Annotated in this window: 15 protein-coding genes and 1 pseudogene; 9 read left to right on the forward strand and 7 right to left on the reverse strand. The window is 40.7% G+C overall.

The genetic code is table 11. From position 1 onward, the window contains the following. The first annotated feature begins 12 nt into the window (after positions 1 to 12). From DRF63_RS05030 to DRF63_RS05050, 5 genes are all read left to right on the forward strand, one after another. Positions 13 to 822, forward strand: coding sequence for a phage BR0599 family protein (locus DRF63_RS05030; RefSeq protein ID WP_005597543.1), 810 nt, complete (start codon positions 13 to 15; stop codon positions 820 to 822). A gap of 17 nt (positions 823 to 839) precedes the next feature. Further along, positions 840 to 1091, forward strand: a complete 252-nt coding sequence (locus DRF63_RS05035; RefSeq protein WP_005597545.1) for a hypothetical protein — start codon at positions 840 to 842, stop codon at positions 1089 to 1091. Between the two features lie 4 nt (positions 1092 to 1095). Then, a complete protein-coding gene (locus DRF63_RS05040; RefSeq protein WP_005597546.1) occupies positions 1096 to 1299 on the forward strand; it encodes a hypothetical protein in 204 nt (67 codons plus the stop codon). Beyond that, a complete protein-coding gene (locus DRF63_RS05045) occupies positions 1299 to 4085 on the forward strand; it encodes a phage tail protein (RefSeq protein ID WP_005597548.1) in 2787 nt (928 codons plus the stop codon). The genes DRF63_RS05040 and DRF63_RS05045 overlap by 1 nt, the downstream gene beginning before the upstream one ends. A 182-nt stretch (positions 4086 to 4267) precedes the next feature. Continuing rightward, positions 4268 to 5116, forward strand: coding sequence for a DNA adenine methylase (locus tag DRF63_RS05050; RefSeq protein ID WP_005597550.1), 849 nt, complete (start codon positions 4268 to 4270; stop codon positions 5114 to 5116). Positions 5117 to 5177: 61 nt separating this feature from the next. On the opposite strand, the pseudogene DRF63_RS05055 reads toward DRF63_RS05050, so the two are convergent. Further along, positions 5178 to 5972: pseudogene (locus tag DRF63_RS05055) on the reverse strand (alpha/beta hydrolase); the annotation flags it as partial. Between the two features lie 158 nt (positions 5973 to 6130). On the opposite strand from DRF63_RS05055, the gene DRF63_RS05060 reads away from it, so the two are divergent. After that, entirely contained in the window at positions 6131 to 7015 is an 885-nt protein-coding gene (locus tag DRF63_RS05060; RefSeq protein WP_005597554.1) for a LysR family transcriptional regulator, read from the forward strand. 54 nt (positions 7016 to 7069) lie between these two features. On the opposite strand, the gene DRF63_RS05065 is transcribed toward DRF63_RS05060, so the two are convergent. From DRF63_RS05065 to cysS, 5 genes are all read right to left on the reverse strand, one after another. Next, a complete protein-coding gene (locus tag DRF63_RS05065) occupies positions 7070 to 7888 on the reverse strand; it encodes a MetQ/NlpA family ABC transporter substrate-binding protein (RefSeq protein WP_005597556.1) in 819 nt (272 codons plus the stop codon). A gap of 113 nt (positions 7889 to 8001) precedes the next feature. Next, entirely contained in the window at positions 8002 to 8823 is an 822-nt protein-coding gene (locus tag DRF63_RS05070; protein WP_005597558.1) for a MetQ/NlpA family lipoprotein, read from the reverse strand. A 25-nt stretch (positions 8824 to 8848) separates the two neighbouring features. Next, positions 8849 to 9526: a methionine ABC transporter permease gene (locus DRF63_RS05075; RefSeq protein WP_005597560.1), complete on the reverse strand. Its 678-nt coding sequence runs from the start codon at positions 9524 to 9526 to the stop codon at positions 8849 to 8851. Further along, complete coding sequence (gene metN / locus DRF63_RS05080) at positions 9516 to 10550, reverse strand: methionine ABC transporter ATP-binding protein MetN (protein ID WP_005597562.1); 1035 nt, start codon at positions 10548 to 10550, stop codon at positions 9516 to 9518. Before metN ends, DRF63_RS05075 begins: the two co-directional genes overlap by 11 nt. Positions 10551 to 10747: 197 nt before the next feature. Beyond that, positions 10748 to 12127, reverse strand: coding sequence for a cysteine--tRNA ligase (gene cysS, locus DRF63_RS05090; protein ID WP_005597564.1), 1380 nt, complete (start codon positions 12125 to 12127; stop codon positions 10748 to 10750). A gap of 144 nt (positions 12128 to 12271) precedes the next feature. Here cysS and DRF63_RS05095 point away from each other — a divergent pair, with 144 nt between their 5' ends. The 3 genes from DRF63_RS05095 (at position 12272) to DRF63_RS05105 (ending at position 15525) form a co-directional block, all read left to right on the forward strand. After that, a complete protein-coding gene (locus DRF63_RS05095; protein WP_005597566.1) occupies positions 12272 to 12781 on the forward strand; it encodes a peptidylprolyl isomerase in 510 nt (169 codons plus the stop codon). 103 nt (positions 12782 to 12884) lie between these two features. Continuing rightward, positions 12885 to 14120 carry a multifunctional CCA addition/repair protein gene (locus DRF63_RS05100; RefSeq protein ID WP_005597568.1) on the forward strand — a complete coding sequence of 412 codons (1236 nt, stop codon included), beginning with the start codon at positions 12885 to 12887 and terminating at the stop codon, positions 14118 to 14120. A gap of 71 nt (positions 14121 to 14191) precedes the next feature. Next, positions 14192 to 15525 (forward strand): IS3 family transposase gene (locus DRF63_RS05105; RefSeq protein ID WP_108744153.1). Its coding sequence is split into 2 segments (ribosomal slippage): positions 14192 to 14645 and positions 14645 to 15525, totalling 1335 coding nucleotides; the frame shifts between segments, so codons are not numbered across the junction. Positions 15526 to 15570: 45 nt separating this feature from the next. Here DRF63_RS05105 and DRF63_RS05110 read toward each other — a convergent pair. Then, positions 15571 to 17943 (reverse strand): TonB-dependent receptor, encoded by a 2373-nt coding sequence (locus DRF63_RS05110; protein ID WP_012478456.1) that lies wholly within the window; start codon positions 17941 to 17943, stop codon positions 15571 to 15573. Between the last annotated feature and the right edge of the window lie 156 nt (positions 17944 to 18099).

Below are 18099 nucleotides of genomic sequence, written 5' to 3' on the forward strand. Positions count from 1 at the left end.
AGGATTTAAAACGTGAGTTATTTAGAGAAAACCCATTCTGTTGCCGACGGTCAGCCGGTCACGCTTTATCAATTTACCCGTGGCGAGGATGAAAATGTTTGGTGTTTTTGTGATGCTGACCAAGACATTGTCGTAAACAATGAAAAATGGCTGGCAACCGCAATCAGTGATAGCGGTCGCCGCACCGGTGAAAATATCAATATTGTGTTACCAAGTAATAACCCTGTGGCACTCTTATATCGCGGCATGCCGCCTAGCCAAACCGTTAAAGTGATGATTATGCGATTGCATTATCAAGAACAAGAGCTACGCGTCGTGTGGATTGGCACGATTATTGAAGCAAAACGCCCTGATGTACATAAGACGGAATTAGTTTCTGCGGGGTTATCCTCCACAATGCAAAGTGCGGGCTTGCGTTTGACATGGGGACGTAACTGCCCTTATACGCTTTATGACTATGATTGTAGAGTCAATCCGAAAAATTTTGCGGTTGCCGGTTTAGTGATTAAAGCGTTAAACGGGACAACCATCACGGTAGATGTACCCGAAAATTTACCGGAAGGCTGGTTTAATGCGGGCTTTATTGAATGGACGGATAGCGATGGCGTACGTGAAGTTCGGGCGGTCACAGTACATAAAAATAATCAAATTACGCTGATGGGTGGCACGCAAAAACTATCTGTTGGCACAACTATCAATGTGTATCCCGGCTGTGACGGGCGGGCAACGACTTGCCTAAATAAGTTTAATAATATGCTGAATTTCGGTGGCATTCCGCACATGCCGAATAAATCGCCTTATGACGGGTCACGAGTGTTTTAATTTAAAAGGAGGTTTAAATGTTTGCAGCTATTGGCTGGGCAATTGTGAAATACGTTGCCGTACTTGCAGTCAGCTATCTATTAAATCAAGCCCTTGCTCCAAAACAACGTAGTGGGCAAGGACCGGAAGCGGTTTCAAGCGACGAGTGGAATTTTCCGCAAGCAGCTGAAGGTACACCGCAGTGCGTATTCTTTGGCGACTGCTGGACGGAAGATTGGCAAGTGTTGGCGTACGGCAATTACCGTACAACCGAAATCAAAAAAGGATAAAAAGATGATCATCACAATGCAAGATATGCGCCGCGTGCATTTTTGTGCAGCGGGTGTACAAGCGTTCTTTGAGCGTCAAGGCTGGGATTTTAACGACTTTTTGCAAAATGGGATTGATGCCGAAAAATTCTTATCTAGCGGTAACGTATTTGCACGTAAATGCGTGAATGCAGCAAAACAAGCACAGCAAGCTAGAGGGGAAAAATAATGGGAGGGAAACGTAAAGGCGGTTCGGTCACGGTCGGCTATCGATACTACTGGGATATTCATTCCGGCTTAGGGCGCGGACCGGTGGATGAAATCGTTGAGTTACGCATTGATGATAAAACCGCATACTTAAGCAAACCGGGCGAACTCACGCAATCACAAGCGATTTATATTAATAAACCGAATTTATTTGGTGGCGAAAACACTGGGGGCGAAGGCGGTATTCAAGGGCGGTTAGAGATTCTCATGGGTGAACCTGACCAAAAGCCGACACAAATGCTGATTAATTTATTAAAAGGTAAGCATAACCCTGCGCCACGTGAGAATACACACGCATTGCTGCGTAAAAATAAGCGTAAAAAACAACAAGACGAGCAAGCGTTTTTCTCCGCAGGCAATGTGACTGAAGGCAATCTTGCAAAAGATGATTTGATTCCCGGTTTTCGCGGTATTGTGTCCACCGTGTTTAGTGGGCTTATCAGTTGCTATAACGCTTACCCTAAAAAGCATAGCTATCGTGTGCGACGTGCATTAAAAGGCTGGTTTAACGGTACGGTTTGGTATCCGGAAAAATGCAAAATTATTTTACGCAATGATACGTTAAAAATTTCAGGACTGACAAAAGAACAAGAAGAAAATGCGCGTCAGATTCATGCGATGAATCCTGCACACATCCTTGTTGAGTGTGCAACAAATAAAAGCTGGGGCGGTAAAAAAGACTTAAGTGATCTTGATTTAGATAGCTACAAAAAAGCCGCCGACACACTCTATGAAGAAGGCTTTGGACTATGCTTGCGTTACAACCGTCAAGGCTCAATTAAAGAGTTTATGCAACAAGTGATTGACCACATCGGCGCAGTGCAATACGACAACGTAGAAACAGGTAAACAAGCGATTAAATTATTGCGTAATGACTATAATCCCGACGATTTGCCAACATTTCACTATGATAACGGGATTTTAAATGTGCAAGATGATGATAGTTCGGCAACTGACACAACGGCAAATCAAATTGTTGTCAAATGGCGCGACCCAGTTACGAACCGTGAAGACCAAGCCATTGCGAATAATATTGCCTCTGTGCAAATGCATGGCGTGATTGCAAAAAACGTTGAATATAAAGGTGTGCCGACCTTTGATTTAGCAGCTCGCATTGCACAACGTGATTTAGAGATGGTCGCCAGCAGTTTAACTCGTCTTAAAATTGTGTTTGATATGCGTGCCAGCGAGTTAAAACACGGTGATGTTTTCAAAGTACACTTGCCTGACCGAGGGATTGAAAGTGTGATTTTCCGAGTCACCGGAATTGAGAATGGCAACGAGGGCGAATTTATTGTGACTTGTATGCAAGATGTGTTCGGTTTACCAGCTGCGAATTACTCAACACAACAGTCAGAGTCGCTCTATATTCAGCCCGATTACACGGCGAAAGCAATTCAAAATAGCAGATTATTTGAACTGCCTTACCATGTTTATCCATTAGTTTTCAGTGAAGCGGAACTTGCATTTATTCAGCCAACTGATTGCTTTGTTTGGTCGCTTGCAAGCACACCAAGTCCATTAGCGGTCGGTTATGACTTACTCACAGATGTTGGTGCAGGGTTTACACCAGTGGCAGAGTGTTCTTTCACGCCTTCAGTGATATTAAGTTCAGATATTACACCGTATCAAACTACGGTCAGTTTTACTGCAGGTGAAGCGTTTGCGGATTTGGCTAACGCTGGTGCATTAATGATTGATGACGAGATTGTGAAAATTGAGTCAGTCGATTTTAAAAACTCAATAATGACTATCGGTCGTGGTTGTGCGGACACTATCCCGCAAGCGCATAAACAAGGTGCTATTGCATGGTGTTATTTGTTTGCAACATCGGATACTGACACCAAATATACCGTAAATGAGCAAATCAAAGCGAAATTACTCACACGTACACAGATTGAAACGCTCTCTGAAGATGCGGCTAGTGTATTAACACTAACCACACAACAGCGACAAGTTCGCCCTTATCCTCCGGCGAATGTCAAAGTAGATGGTGCATTTGTCGATAAGATTGCAGACGGTTCAGCGTTTACGCTTACATGGGCGCATCGAGATAGAGATATTCAAGCTGACCAACTCATTACGCATACGGAAGACAGTACAGCGCTGGGGCAAGGTGTCAGTTATAAAATTGATTTAATGGACGGCAATAACATAGTGAGGTCAATTACAACCGATTCTACAGAGTTTGTTTATCCGGATGAGGGCAAAATCGAGGGTGAGCAATTTAGCAAACTGGCTTTCTATACGGTAAAAGATAAGCAACTAACAAGCCTGTATCGCTATGAGTTTACCGTACAAGGCGCAATGCAATTATTAAGTGATTGGGATTATCAACACGCATTTACACAAGGTAATAATTACCTGAATCGTTATGATGATAATGATATGCCGGAAGGTAAATACATCATGCTCTCTTCAAGCGCAAGCGAGAATGTGATTTATCAATCATATCCAATTGAAGCCAATAAATATAAACGCTTTGCGCTCTCGTACAAAGTCGGTACATATAATCAGAGCAACGGACTTTGTACCGTTACCGTACAACTTTATAAAGGTACTGAGCTGCTTAAAGAATATGTTTCAGAACAACTTGGCAACTGGCAAAAAAATGATTGGCATAGCCAACAAGTGGCAGAAATCTTACCGGCAGAAACAACAGAAATTAGATTTAAGATTAATGTGGTTAGCTCAATATCAAACAATGTGATTGCATTTAAAGATATTGTTTTACGAGTGGGAGGCTAATAGCAAGAAGTCACTTATTAGGAACAAAAGCACGGGTAGTCAGTATGCTTGGCAGAGCGTACTGACCTCATCACCCACAGACCTAACCTGTGAGCAATAACTATTGCTAGACCCGTGGTCTTAGCCAAGACAAACGTAAGTTTAGCATAATTTTTTCACTATATGAAAAGGTCTTACAAAATATGAAAAAAGATGTAACCATTTATAAAAACGCCCCATTACCATTTATTGGACAAAAACGTCAATTCTTGACACATTATACGGAGATTCTCAATCAATATATTCCAGGTGATGGTCAAGGTTGGACAATTATTGATGCATTTGGTGGTTCAGGGTTACTTAGTCATGTAGCTAAACGTATAAAACCAGCTGCTCGGGTAATTTATAACGACTTTGATAATTATGCAGAACGGTTACTCCATATTGATGAAATAAATGAATTACGGCTAAAGATTTCTGATACGATAGGAAATGCAATACCCAAAAATAAAAAACTTACGCCAGATGTAAAGTCAAAAGTCATTAATGCAATCCAATCATTTCAAGGATATAAAGATTTAAACTGCTTAGCGAGTTGGTTATTATTTAGTGGAAATCAAGTAGGCTCATTAGAAGACTTATTCAATAAGGATTTTTGGCATTGTGTTCGTCAGTCTGATTATCCACGTGCAGATGGCTATTTAGATGGGGTTGAGATTATTCAAGAATCATTTCATCAACTATTACCGAAATTCAGAGATGAACCAAATACTCTCTTTGTACTTGATCCACCATACCTGTGTACTAGACAAGAGAGCTACAGACAAGCGAGTTATTTTGATTTAATTGACTTTTTACGATTGATTCATTTAACTCGACCGCCTTATATCTTTTTTAGTTCGAGTAAATCGGAGTTTGTACGATTTATTGATGCTATGGTAGAAGATAAATGGGATAACTGGCAGGCTTTTGAAAATTACGGCAAAATTTCCATTAATACTTCAGCAAGTTATTCAGGTAAGTATGAAGATAATATGGTGTTTAAGTTTTAAAATGTAACGTTATTACACTATGAGTAAAAAAAGCGAGAAATACTTATCTCGCTTTTTTTGTTGCAGTTATATCGAGCGGCTTTATCAGATCGAGATTGTTCGCGGGCAATAACGTTGCATAACCGTCTTTCATTGCTTCCCAACGGGCGTTATTTAATCCCTCTTTCATTTTATAGCGTTCCTCTGCAGTTTGTGCTGGCACTCGATCGTATTGCCCTTTCGGATCAAGTTTGATTTCGTAACCATTCGCATTAACACGAGTCATATCATACATTGTACTTACTGCAACCGCTTTTACACGAGTATCCGAAATTGCCGCATTTAATGCGAAACCACCCCAACCACAAATACCTAAAATACCGATTTTCTCACGATCTACATTTTCCAGTGAACCCAGAAAATCTACTGCCGCTGAAAAATCCTCTGTGTTAATTTCAGGAGAAGGTACATTACGTGGTAAACCTGAGCTTTCCCCAGTGTACGAACCATCAAATGCTACGGTAATAAAACCTCGCTCTGCCATATGTTGCGCATACAACCCCGATGTTTGTTCTTTTACCGCACCAAATGGTCCGCTTACCGCAATCGCAGGTAATTTACCTGTCGCGCCTTTCGGTACATACAAGTCACCAACCAAAGTAATACCATAACGATTTTTAAAAGTTACTTTGCGGTGTTCCACTTTATCTGACTTTGGAAAAATCTTATCCCATTCTTGAGTCAGTTGAACGGTTTGAGTTGGGACTTCAATCATTATTGCTGATTGCGGTAAATTTGCCATAGCATTGCCTCCGATGAATGTAGAACTAAGTAAAAGCGCACTAGAAAGTGCGGTTAATTTAGTACGAATTTTCATTTGCTTTCCTCATTAATCATTTCAAAAGATGTGTACATTATAAAAATTTCCATTCAAATGATAATGACCAAAAATTCAATAACATTTATTCACTTAGGTTCTAAATCAGGTAAAATAGCGGTTAAATTTCTCCTATTTTTTACCACAAGATTTGAATTATGCTTCAACGAGAAAACTATAATGATCTGTATGCATTTTTATGTGTTGCACGGGAACAGAATTTCACCAAAGCCGCCACTAAATTGGGTATTTCACAATCTGCGTTAAGTCGTACCATTAAACAGCTGGAATCTCGTTTAGGCGTACAACTCTTCGCTCGAACCACTCGCCGATTATCACTAACTCACGCTGGTAACCAGCTTTTTCAAACCGCTGAACAAACATTTTCTAAACTCGATCACGAATTAGCGATGCTGGGACATTACCGTCAAACACCTTCTGGACAGGTAAGAATCACTGCTTCACAATATGCGATTGATAAAGTGTTATTACCTAAACTTGCTAAATTTCAAACACGATATCCTGAGATTCAACTCGAATTAATCAGCGATACTGCATTTTCCGACATTATTTCCGAGCAGTTTGATGCTGGTGTTCGCTTTGGCGATTTAGTTGCTGAAGGAATGATTGCAGTCAGAATTAGTAACGATGAAGAAATGGCGGTTATTGGATCACCTGATTATTTTCATACTCACGGATTTCCAAGAACACCTTCTGATTTAGCTCATCATCAATGCTTAAATTATCGTTATGCGAGTGGTGCGATGTATCACTGGGACTTCATCGTCAATCACGAACACATTCAAATTAAAACACAAGGACAGTGGACATTTTCTAATGATTATTCGATTCGAGATGCAGCAAAGTTAGGATTGGGACTAGGTTATATTTGTAAAGATTTGGTTCAAAAAGAATTGGAAAAAGGTGAGCTAATTCAAGTATTAAGTGAGTTTAGTTATACATTTACCGGCTTTCATCTTTATTATCCGCATAGAAATATTTCACCTGCATTGAAATGCATGATTGATACGTTAAGGGAATAAAATAAGCGGTAATTTTTTGCAAAAAAACTACAAAATTTTACCGCTTATCGTTTATTACCAGCCTTTTACAATACCGCCTGGGAAGTGTTTAAGTGCTTCTTGGTACACTTCTTCGGTTTGGAACGCTTTAACAAAATCTTTAATTGCCGGACTGTCTTTGTTGTCTTCACGAGACACGATCAAATTCACATACGGAGAATCTTTCGCTTCCACAATCACACCGTCTTTTTCCGGCGTTAAACCTGCTTGGCCTGCATAGTTATTGTTAATAATTGCGAGATCCACATCGTCTAACGCGCGTGTTAATAATGCCGTATCAATTTGGCTGATTTTGACATTCTTCGGATTTTCAACAATATCCACTTCCGTTGCATAAAGATTTGTCGGATCTTTTAATTTGATCACGCCGTTTGCTTGTAACAAGAGTAAGGAACGACCCGCCGTACTTAACTCATTTGAAATCGCAATTTTGGCACCTTCTTTTAAATCGGCAATCGCTTTAACCGTTTTAGAGTAGCCTGCAATTGGAAACACAAAGGTATTTGCTTGCGCAACAAATTTATAGCCTTTCTCTTTCATTTCGCGTTCAAAGAACGGTACGGATTGGAACGCATTCACATCTAAATCGCCGTGGCTTAATGCGTAGTTCGGTTGAGTATATTCACTAAATTCAACCAACTTCACATCTAAGTTATATTTTTCTTTAGCAATACGTGCTGCTACCTCATTAACTTGCGCTTCAGGCCCTTGCATCACACCCACAGTTAATGTTCTTGCTTCTACTTTTGTAGTATCTGCCGCTTTCTCTTCTTTACAACCGGTTAATGCTAACGCCGAAACAACGACTAAGCCGAATAATTTCTTTAAATTCATAGATAAAACCTCTTAATCTGGATAAAAAACAAGCGGTATAATTTTCCTATACTTTTGCAAAATTTAGTTTAAATTTCACCGCTTGTTTAACGATACTTGTAATCAACGAATGATTACCAACCTTTTACCACACCGTCTTTAAAGTGTTTTTGCGCTTCGCCGAACACTTCTTCGGTTTGGAATGATTTCACAAAGTTTTTCACCGCTTCGCTGTCTTTGTTGTCTTTACGCGCCACAATGATATTTACATACGGAGAATCTTTATCTTCTACAAAAATACCGTCATTCGCGCTTAAACCGACTTGACCTGCGTAAGTATTGTTTACCACCGCTAAATCCACATCATCTAACGCTTTGGCCGCTACTGAAGTATCTACTTCTTTAATGTTTAATTTTTTCGGATTTTCAACAATATCTAATGTGGTTGAGAACAGGTTGGTATTGTCTTTTAACTTAATTAAGCCTTGTTTCTCTAAAAGGATTAATGCGCGCGCAAGGTTTGAAGGATCGTTAGGTACTGCAACTACCGCGCCTTCCGCTAGCTCAGCAACGTTTTTAATTTTTTTAGAATAACCGGCAAGCGGGAATACGAAAGTATTACCGACGATTTCAAGGTTAGTTAAGCCTTTTGATTGGCTGTCTTTATCTAAATACGGTTTGTGCTGGAAAGCGTTCGCATCTAAATCGCCTTTGCTTACCGCCGTATTCGGTAGCGCATAGTCATTGAATAATACGAACTCAACTTCTAAACCGTATTTTTGTTTCGCCACTTGCGCCGCTTTTTCCGCCACCGTGTGTTCCGGACCGGACATTACACCTACTTTAATTTTTGAAGTTGCTTGCGCTGCCAGAGCATCCGCTTTCTTCTCTTCTTTACAACCGGTTAATGCCAATGCAGACACTAACGCAACACCTAATACTTTTTTAAAATTCATAGGAAGACCCCTTTTAATGTTGTGTTTAACGATGATCGTAACGTTTTGCAAGATCATCACCGATTTTTTGACTGATCATCACAATCGCTACGATAATAATTGTTGAGATCCATTTTACATAGACCATATTTCGGTGTTCACCGTAACTGATGGCAAGGTTACCCAAACCGCCGCCGCCGACCGCACCCGCCATTGCCGAATAACCGATTAAAGCGACTAAAGTTAATGTGATACCATTGATTAAAATCGGCAGTGATTCCGGTAAATAAAATTTACTGACCACTTGCCAATTCGTTGCGCCCATCGATTTCGCCGCTTCGGTTAAACCTGCTGGGATTTCTAATAACGCATTTGAAGTTAAACGCGCAAAAAACGGAATTGCCGAAACGCTTAACGGCACAATCGCCGCCGTAGTACCGAGCGTTGTCCCGACCAATAAACGCGTAAAAGGTAACAACACGACTAACAAAATAATAAACGGTACGGAACGACCGATATTAATAATCACATCTAATACTTGATGTAAACGCGGATTCTCTAAAATCTCTCCTTTACCGGTTAAAAATGCCAGAAAACCGATCGGCAAACCGACTACCACAGCAAGTAAAGTCGCCGCAAAGCCCATATAGAGCGTTTCAAGCGTTGAAGTGCCGACTAAGCCCCACATTTGAGGTGTGAGTTCTTGCATAAAGCTATCCCACATAACCAAGCACCTCCACTTTTACTTTATTATCAATTAAATAGAATTTAGCTTCCGCAATCGAATCGTTATTACCGGTAACTTCCGCGATCACAAAACCGAATTTAACACCACCCGCATAATCAATTTGCGACATTAAGATACTGAAATCAATGCCGAATTTTTTCGATGCAATAGAAAGTAACGGCGCATCCACCGAACGACCGGTAAATTCAAATTTAATAATCGGTTTCCCATTTGGCGTTTGATGCTCAGAAAGCTGCTCGGTATATTCCGCCGGTAATTCGTAATGGAATGTCGATTGAATAAATTTCTGTGCCAGTTCCGTTTTCGGATTAGAGAAAATTTCACTCACCGAACCGCTTTCAATTAGCTGCCCCTTATCAATCACCGCCACTCGATCACAAATCCGTTTTACCACTTCCATTTCATGGGTAATCAATAAAATGGTTAAGCCTAACCGCTTATTAATGTCTTTTAATAGCTGTAAAATCGATTGTGTAGTCGCCGGATCTAATGCACTTGTCGCTTCGTCACATAATAAAACATGCGGATCACTTGCCAACGCACGGGCAATTGCGACACGTTGCTTCTGACCGCCGGATAAATTGCTCGGATAAACATCTTTACGTTCGGTTAAGCCGACCAATTCAATCAATTCGTTTACTTTCTTCTCGATCTGATCTTTCGGCGTATTGCTCAACGTAAGCGGTAATGCGATATTTTCATATACCGTATGTGATGCCAACAAATTAAAGTGCTGGAAAATCATCGCAATATTACGGCGAGCTAAAATCAACTCTTTTTCCGACATTGCGGTCAAATCCTGCCCGTCCACAATCACACTACCGATTGTCGGACGTTCAAGTAAATTCACACAGCGAATGAGGGTACTTTTACCCGCTCCACTCGCTCCGATAACGCCGTAAATCGTTCCCTTCGGCACCTCAAGGTTTACGTTGTCTAAGGCGGAAATCTTTTTACCCTTTACCTCAAACTGTTTGCTGATATTTTTCAGCTGAATCATAACTCTATATCCACATTATCTATCAATTAAATTCGTTAGTTATTTTAGACGTCTAGATTGCTATGTCAATTCACTAAACTAATTTTTTTATATCAAAAAAGAATAAAAAAGCAACTAATCATTCTAAGAACGAAAAAAGCGGTTGGATTTGCAAGATTTTTTACAAATTCAACCGCTTGCTATTTTATCGCTAAGGCTTATGCTTTACGCCACGTTGTGCCGTTTGGCGTGTCTTCCAGCACGATATTCATTGCTTTTAGTTTATCACGCACTTCATCGGCAACCGCCCAGTTTTTCGCTGCTTTTGCTTCGTTGCGTTGTTTGATTAACGCTTCGATTTCCGCAACTTCATCATTGTTCGCATCGCCTTGTAAAAACGCTTCCGGATCTTGATAGAGCAAACCTAATACGCCGGCTAATTCTTTTAAACGCACCGCTAAACCGTTCGCTTTCGCCATATCTTCGGTTTTGAGTTTATTCACTTCACGTGCGATTTCAAATAACACCGCTAATGCGCCCGGTGTATTGAAATCATCATCCATTGCAGCTTTAAATGCTTCGACATACTGTTCGCCACCGGCAACTTCCACCGATAAATCACAACCGCGTAATGAAGTATATAAACGCTCTAACGCCGAACGAGCTAAATCTAAATTATTTAAGCTGTAATTTAATAGGCTACGATAATGCGCAGTTAAGAAGAAATAACGTAACGTTTCCGACTCATATTTTTCTAACATGGTACGAATCGTGAAGAAATTACCGAGTGATTTTGACATTTTCTCATCATCAATCGTTAACATACCGGTGTGTAACCAGTAATTCACATAATCACCGCCATGTGCGCAGCAAGATTGCGCAATTTCGTTTTCGTGGTGAGGGAACATTAAGTCCGAGCCACCGCCGTGAATATCAAAATGTTCGCCTAACTCTTTGCTGTTCATTGCCGAACATTCGATATGCCAACCCGGGCGACCGTTGCCCCACGGACTTTGCCAACTCGGCTCGCCTTCTTTCGACATTTTCCATAACACGAAATCCATCGGATTTTTCTTCACCGATTTAATTTCAACACGTGCGCCCGCTTGTAATTGTTCTAAATTTTGTCGAGATAACGCACCGTATTTTTTGAAGCTTTCCACATCAAACATTACATCGCCGTCCGCCGCTACGTAAGCGTGGCCATTTGCGATCAGCTTTTCCACCATCGCTACAATTTCAGGAATATGTTTAGTTGCACGAGGCTCAACATCCGGACGAATAATATTCAGGTCATCAAAATCTTTATGCATTTCGGCAATCATACGATCGACTAATTGATCGCAAGTTTCGTTGTTTTCTAATGCACGTTTGATGATTTTATCGTCCACATCGGTAATGTTACGCACATAACGCAAGTTATAGCCTAAATAACGTAAATAACGTGCAATCACGTCAAATGAAACAAAAGTACGTCCGTGCCCAAAGTGACAGAGATCGTAAACCGTAACACCGCAGACATACATACCAACTTGGTTCGGGTTAATCGGTTTAAATTCTTCTTTTTCACGTTTTAAAGTGTTATAAATTTTGAGCATAGTATCCTCTGTACTGATTTGTTATCGCAATGTTGAGAAGTATAGCGAATAAGCGGTCTAATTTTGAGATTTTTTTGCAATTTCCCGTAAACTTTTTAATAATAACGCACCAAACTTCCCTTTCTCTTTTATAAGGAAATCTAAATGATTACATTACATACGAATTTCGGTGACATTAAAATCGAACTTAACTTTGAAAAAGCACCGGTAACCGCAAAAAACTTTGAAGATTACTGCAAAGAAGGTTTCTATAGCGGCACAATTTTCCACCGTGTGATTGACGGCTTTATGATTCAAGGCGGCGGTATGACTTCAGGTTTAATTGAAAAAGCAACCAAAGCGCCGATTCAAAACGAAGCGAACAACCGTTTAAGCAACAAACGCGGCACACTTGCAATGGCGCGTACTTCTGATCCGCATTCAGCAAGCTCACAGTTCTTTATCAACGTAGCGGACAATACTTTCTTAGATTACCGTTCAAAAGAAATGTTTGGTCGTGAAGTAGTTCAAGAATGGGGCTATGCGGTATTCGGTGAAGTAGTTGAAGGTATGGACGTGGTTGATAAAATCAAAGGCGTGAAAACCGGCAACAAAGGCTTCCACCAAGACGTACCGGTTGAAGATGTAGTAATTGAATCGGTTACCGTTGCCTAATCGCAAAATCCATTAGAAATTTGACCGCTTGCACTCAACACAAGCGGTCAAATTTTTTATCATTCTGCAAAATGGAATCCTCTTTCATAAAAGTAACAAAACTATGCAAATTTATCTCGTTGGCGGCGCTGTCCGTGATCAGTTATTAAACTTACCGGTAAAAGATCGGGATTATCTGGTGGTCGGCGCAACGCCCGAACAATTATTAGCGCAAGGCTATCAGCAAGTCGGCAATGACTTTCCCGTTTTTTTACATCCAAAAACCAAAGAAGAATATGCGCTAGCCCGCCAAGAACGTAAAAACGGGGTCGGCTATAATGGTTTTCTCTGCGACTTTTCACCGGATGTCACCCTCGAACAAGATTTAATTCGCCGAGATTTAACTATTAATGCGATTGCCCAAGATGCAAGCGGTCAAATTTTTGACCCTTACGGCGGTAAACAAGATTTAGCAAATCGCCTGCTTCGTCATATTTCGCCGGCATTTAGTGAAGATCCTCTGCGAGTTTTAAGAGTAGCTCGCTTTGCCGCCCGTTTCCATTCGCTTGGCTTTAAGATCGCCCCTGAAACGGTAAAATTAATGCAAGAAATGACCGCTTGTGGTGAATTGGCTCACTTAACTGCGGAGCGTGTTTGGTTAGAAACCCAAAAAGCGTTTGCAACGGATAATCCGCAAATCTATTTTGAAGTATTACGAGAAATCGGCGCATTAGCCGTATTATTTCCGGAATTCGATCGCTTATTCGGTGTACCTCAACCCGAGCAACATCACCCTGAAATTGATAGTGGGGTTCATACCTTACTGGTAATTGAGCAAGCCAAAAGACTTGCAAAAAATGCAGAAAATCCGACCGCTTTACTCTGGGCTGCACTTTGCCACGATTTAGGCAAAGGGTTAACCGAAAAAGACATTCTCCCACATCATTACGGGCACGAAGTAAAAGGTGTCAAACCGGCTCGAGAACTTTCAAATCGCCTGAAAGTGTCAACAGACGTAAAAGATTTCGCCATTTTGGTCACTGAATACCACACCCACTGCCATAAAATGGCGGAGCTGCGTCCGGAAACCGTATTAAAAGTATTTAATGCACTTGATATATGGCGTAAACCGCAACGTTTCTGTGATTTTTTACTCGCTTGTGAAGCGGATGCTCGTGGCAGATTAGGTTTTGAAAATAGGGAATATCCACAAGCTGAACTTGCTAAATGGTATTTTAAAGTAGCAGCCCAAGTAGATGTACAAGCAGTGATTCAAGACGGTTTTGAAAAAAAAGCAATCAGGGAAGAGTTGAATAAGCGGCGAATTACAGCAATAAAAATAATAAAACCCAATGTATAAAACAAGGAGCCTTCTGATCTGTCCCCCAAAAGTTGGACTAAACCTCCAACGGATTAAGGTGCAGATTTTTTATGACTAAATATAACCAACAATTCAAACAACAAGTCATCGAGTTTTATCTTCAAAATGACAAAAACCGTTTATTCACTCAACGACATTTTCAATTATCCAAGAAAACCTTAACTCGATGGATTGCTCAATTTAATCATAACGGAATCAATGGGCTAGCGGTGATAGGTAAGAAGCAAAAATATTCCCCCGAATTCAAATTAACCGTCATACAAGCGGTCAAAAAGGGGCAATTTTCTGCGGAAAGCGCCTCCCTTCATTTTGGCATTGCTAATTCAGGTTCGATTAGCCAATGGTTGCACATCTTTGAAGAACAAGGTATAAACGGCTTATTACCCAAGCCCAAAGGTCGTCCGACAATGAAACCGAAATACCCCAAAATGCCTCCTCCACCTAAAACTGAAGAAGAACGCTTACGTTATCGTATTTTAGAGCTGGAAGCGGAGAATGCTTACCTAAAAAAGTTGCGGGAGTTCAACCAACAAAAAATGCGGCTAAAGCAGCCATCGTAAAAACGTTGAGAGTGGATTTTCCCTTAGAAATCCTCCTCCCTTTGACTGGTTTAAAACGTAGTACGCTCTTTTATCACTTACCGCCTAAAATCGATAAAAATGCAGTGATTAGGCAGAAAGTGATTGAGATTTATCAAGATAATGATGGCAATTACGGCTATCGTCGTATTACGTTAAAGTTACGTGATTTTTTGGGTGCGATTAACCATAAGCGTATTCAAAGGATAATGCAACAGCTTGATTTAAAAGGGAAATGTAAGCAGAGGAAATATCGTTCTTATCAAGGTGAAGTGGGTAAAATTGCCGAGAATGTATTGCAACAGGATTTTCACGCAACGGCGCCAAATGAAAAGCTCGTAACGGATATCACCGAGTTTAAATGTGCGGAAGGCAAGCTCTATTTATCGCCTATTAAGGACTTGTTTAATAGTGAAATTCTTGCTTATGATTTAGCAAGAAGCCCTAACTTTGAGCAAGTGATGCGGATGCTAAAGCAAGCGGTCGCAAAACCGCCTAAGGACGCTAAACCGATTTTACATTCCGACCAAGGCTGGCAATACCAGATGGCAGACTATCAAGACATGCTGAGAAAACATCATATTAAACAAAGTATGTCGAGAAAAGCGAATTGCTTGGATAATGGGGCAATGGAAAGTTTTTTTGGGCGATTGAAAACGGAATGTTACTTTGATAAGCGATTTGAAACTTTCGAACAACTTGAGAAAGTGATTCACGAGTACATTCATTATTACAACAATGAGCGTATTCAAGTGAAATTAAAAGGACTGAGCCCTGTACAATACAGAACTCAGTCCTTAAATTAAACAGTCTAACTTTTTGGGGTCAGATCATTCATAGGCTCCTTGTTTTTAGAATTTAACATTCACAACCAATATAAAATTCCGTCCCGTTTGCGGTACAAATTGGTGGTAAGAGGTGTGAATATAGACCGGTTGGTTGAGTAAATTAGTACCGTTTAGACTGATTTTGTAATCCAAATCTTTCCACTTATTACTATATGCCACACCAATATTTAACATCGTATTACCTTCCGTAATATATTCCAACTGACTGGTACGGCGTTGAGTAAAGGTACGGATCAATTCTAAATCTCCTGACCAATTTGGGGTAAACTCCGCATTAAAACGAAAACCTAGTCGTACAGGAGGGGTTCGAGGCGTATTTTGATCAGCACGATAAATCAAATAATCTTCACCTGGTTTAGCATCTTTTGGTAAATAATCTTTAAATACGCTGTAATCGCTGTTTACCGTCAGTGGAGGTAAATTGGTCAGCCAGCCTCTTACCATATCACCAAAAATCGTGGCTTGGTATTTGTCGTTAAAGCGGTAGCTTGCCTCAGCTTCTATGCCGTAAAAACGGGCTTTTGCCTGGTTATAACGACGCATAAATAACTGATTTTCACGGAATAAATTTTCATTGTAAATGTAGTTTTTAAAGTGGTTGTAATAAACATTCACTTTGTACCCAACTCGCTCAGTTTGATAACCTAAGCCTAGTTCTACATTGTTAGATTGCTCTTTTTTCAAATCTTTATTGCCGTATTCAAACGAGTTAGTCGCAATATGCTGTCCATGATAATACAGCTCCATCGGCGTTGGGAAACGTTCATTATGCGATGCAGTAAACGAGAGCTGATAATCTGGGTGGAAGAACCAATTTAGCGTACTGGAATAGGCATAAGCGTTTTGGTTATAAGGTGACAGATCTGGCTCAACCTGTTTACCACCACTAATGCGATAATGATCCTGCAAGCGTTTGATTTCATTGCGATCGTATTCAATTTCAATCTTCTGCTTTTCTACTCGTCCAGCAAATTCAAGAGCAAAATTATCCCACATATATTGCTCAATACCAAACAGGCTCATCTGTTTATTCGTGTTTTCAACCAGCGGGAATTTCACTTCACGATCTTTCGGTGCATGCATGCTGCTCTTCTGAGTTTGGTACTGCACGCCCCATACACCGGTTAAACCACCTAGTGGTGCATGATAGATTTCCAAGCGGGCATTTTTGCCTCGATTTTTGAAAATATTGACCGGTTTGCCATAATCCTGATCTTTTTTCAGCTGTTTATGGTAGCGTGTTGCTAACACACCGGCATCTTTTTCGTCATGGTAATAATCGGCATCGGCGTAGCTTACTTTAATTTTATCAATACCTTTGAATGGCTGACGCAACTCGGCTTTTACATCAAATCGTTTGGATTCTAAATCAACCCATGGACCAGGGTGTGTATGGTCGTGATCGTGTCCGAATGGATTATCGTGGCTGTGTGTACCATCTTCTGCATGATCAGTTCCACAGTGGAAATGCGGATTGCTCCCAATGTTTTCCTCGCCAATCAAATGCGGATAGAGATAGGTATAGGCGTATTTGCCCTGTTTATTGCCATAAATATGTCCAATACAGAAATCGAATTTATGGTTATGCCCTGGTAAGCCATAGTTATCCCGCCGTTTACTGTATGACGCACCGATATAACCTTGCTCACCAACAAAGGATAACCCTAACGTGCCGACTTTTGATTTATTATAAGTATCCGGGACATAGTTTAACCGTTCACCTAAATTAATCCCTGGAACACGGTAGTTATCGCTGTGGCGGGTCAGTCCTTCGGCTCGCACCGCAATATGTTTGCCGATACCAAAGGTTGCCCCTAATGCGCCGACTTTCTCTTTGGCAGCGGTATCAAAACGGCTATTGAGTTCCACCTCATAGCCCTTTTCTGGGATCTCAGTTGGAATACGTTTATCTACCACGTTCACAATCCCCGCCGGTGAACTGCTGGCATAAAGCAAGGTACTGGAACCACGCAAAATTTCTACCTGTTTAGCAAGCAATGAATCGGCAACCACCGCATGATCTGGCGATAGGTTTGACATATCAATCACATCCGAACCGTTTTGCAGAATACGAATTCTCGCGCCTTCTTGGCCACGGATAATTGGCTTACTCGCGCCACCGCCAAACGGGTTACTGTGTACACCTAACTCCGCTGCAAGCGCATTGCCCAGCGTTGCCGAACGCTTTTTAAATTCCTTACCTGCAATAATTTTATCACTGACTTTCAGTAAGGTAACTTCACTTCCTTGCGAAATACTCGGCGTGCTACTAACTACTGAAACTTCGTCTAACACTGCAACATCGTTATTGTTTGCCCAAACAAGCGGACTAAATTGGGCTGAAATCAACACAGCTAGTAATTTTTTATTAAACAATTTTATTCTCCATAAAATAATTATGGTTAATAAGTTACTGCAAAATATGAGGCTTGACAATAATAACCATAAAAAAATTATGTATTTTTATCTTTCCCCTCTTGCCAAGCAGGAAACATATCCATTAAAATTTTATGGATTTAACTTAACGGAGAT

It is taken from the genome of Actinobacillus pleuropneumoniae, from assembly GCF_003290385.1.
Lineage (GTDB): Bacteria > Pseudomonadota > Gammaproteobacteria > Enterobacterales > Pasteurellaceae > Actinobacillus > Actinobacillus lignieresii.

Coding starts and splice junctions, on each gene's coding strand:
- DRF63_RS05060 (WP_005597554.1), top strand. CDS start 6,131: ATGCTTCAACGAGAAAACTATAATGATCTGTATGCATTTTTATGTGTT.
- metN (WP_005597562.1), bottom strand. CDS start 10,550: ATGATTCAGCTGAAAAATATCAGCAAACAGTTTGAGGTAAAGGGTAAA.
- DRF63_RS05035 (WP_005597545.1), top strand. CDS start 840: ATGTTTGCAGCTATTGGCTGGGCAATTGTGAAATACGTTGCCGTACTT.
- DRF63_RS05070 (WP_005597558.1), bottom strand. CDS start 8,823: ATGAATTTTAAAAAAGTATTAGGTGTTGCGTTAGTGTCTGCATTGGCA.
- DRF63_RS05075 (WP_005597560.1), bottom strand. CDS start 9,526: ATGTGGGATAGCTTTATGCAAGAACTCACACCTCAAATGTGGGGCTTA.
- DRF63_RS05065 (WP_005597556.1), bottom strand. CDS start 7,888: ATGAATTTAAAGAAATTATTCGGCTTAGTCGTTGTTTCGGCGTTAGCA.
- cysS (WP_005597564.1), bottom strand. CDS start 12,127: ATGCTCAAAATTTATAACACTTTAAAACGTGAAAAAGAAGAATTTAAA.
- DRF63_RS05045 (WP_005597548.1), top strand. CDS start 1,299: ATGGGAGGGAAACGTAAAGGCGGTTCGGTCACGGTCGGCTATCGATAC.
- DRF63_RS05100 (WP_005597568.1), top strand. CDS start 12,885: ATGCAAATTTATCTCGTTGGCGGCGCTGTCCGTGATCAGTTATTAAAC.
- DRF63_RS05040 (WP_005597546.1), top strand. CDS start 1,096: ATGATCATCACAATGCAAGATATGCGCCGCGTGCATTTTTGTGCAGCG.
- DRF63_RS05095 (WP_005597566.1), top strand. CDS start 12,272: ATGATTACATTACATACGAATTTCGGTGACATTAAAATCGAACTTAAC.
- DRF63_RS05050 (WP_005597550.1), top strand. CDS start 4,268: ATGAAAAAAGATGTAACCATTTATAAAAACGCCCCATTACCATTTATT.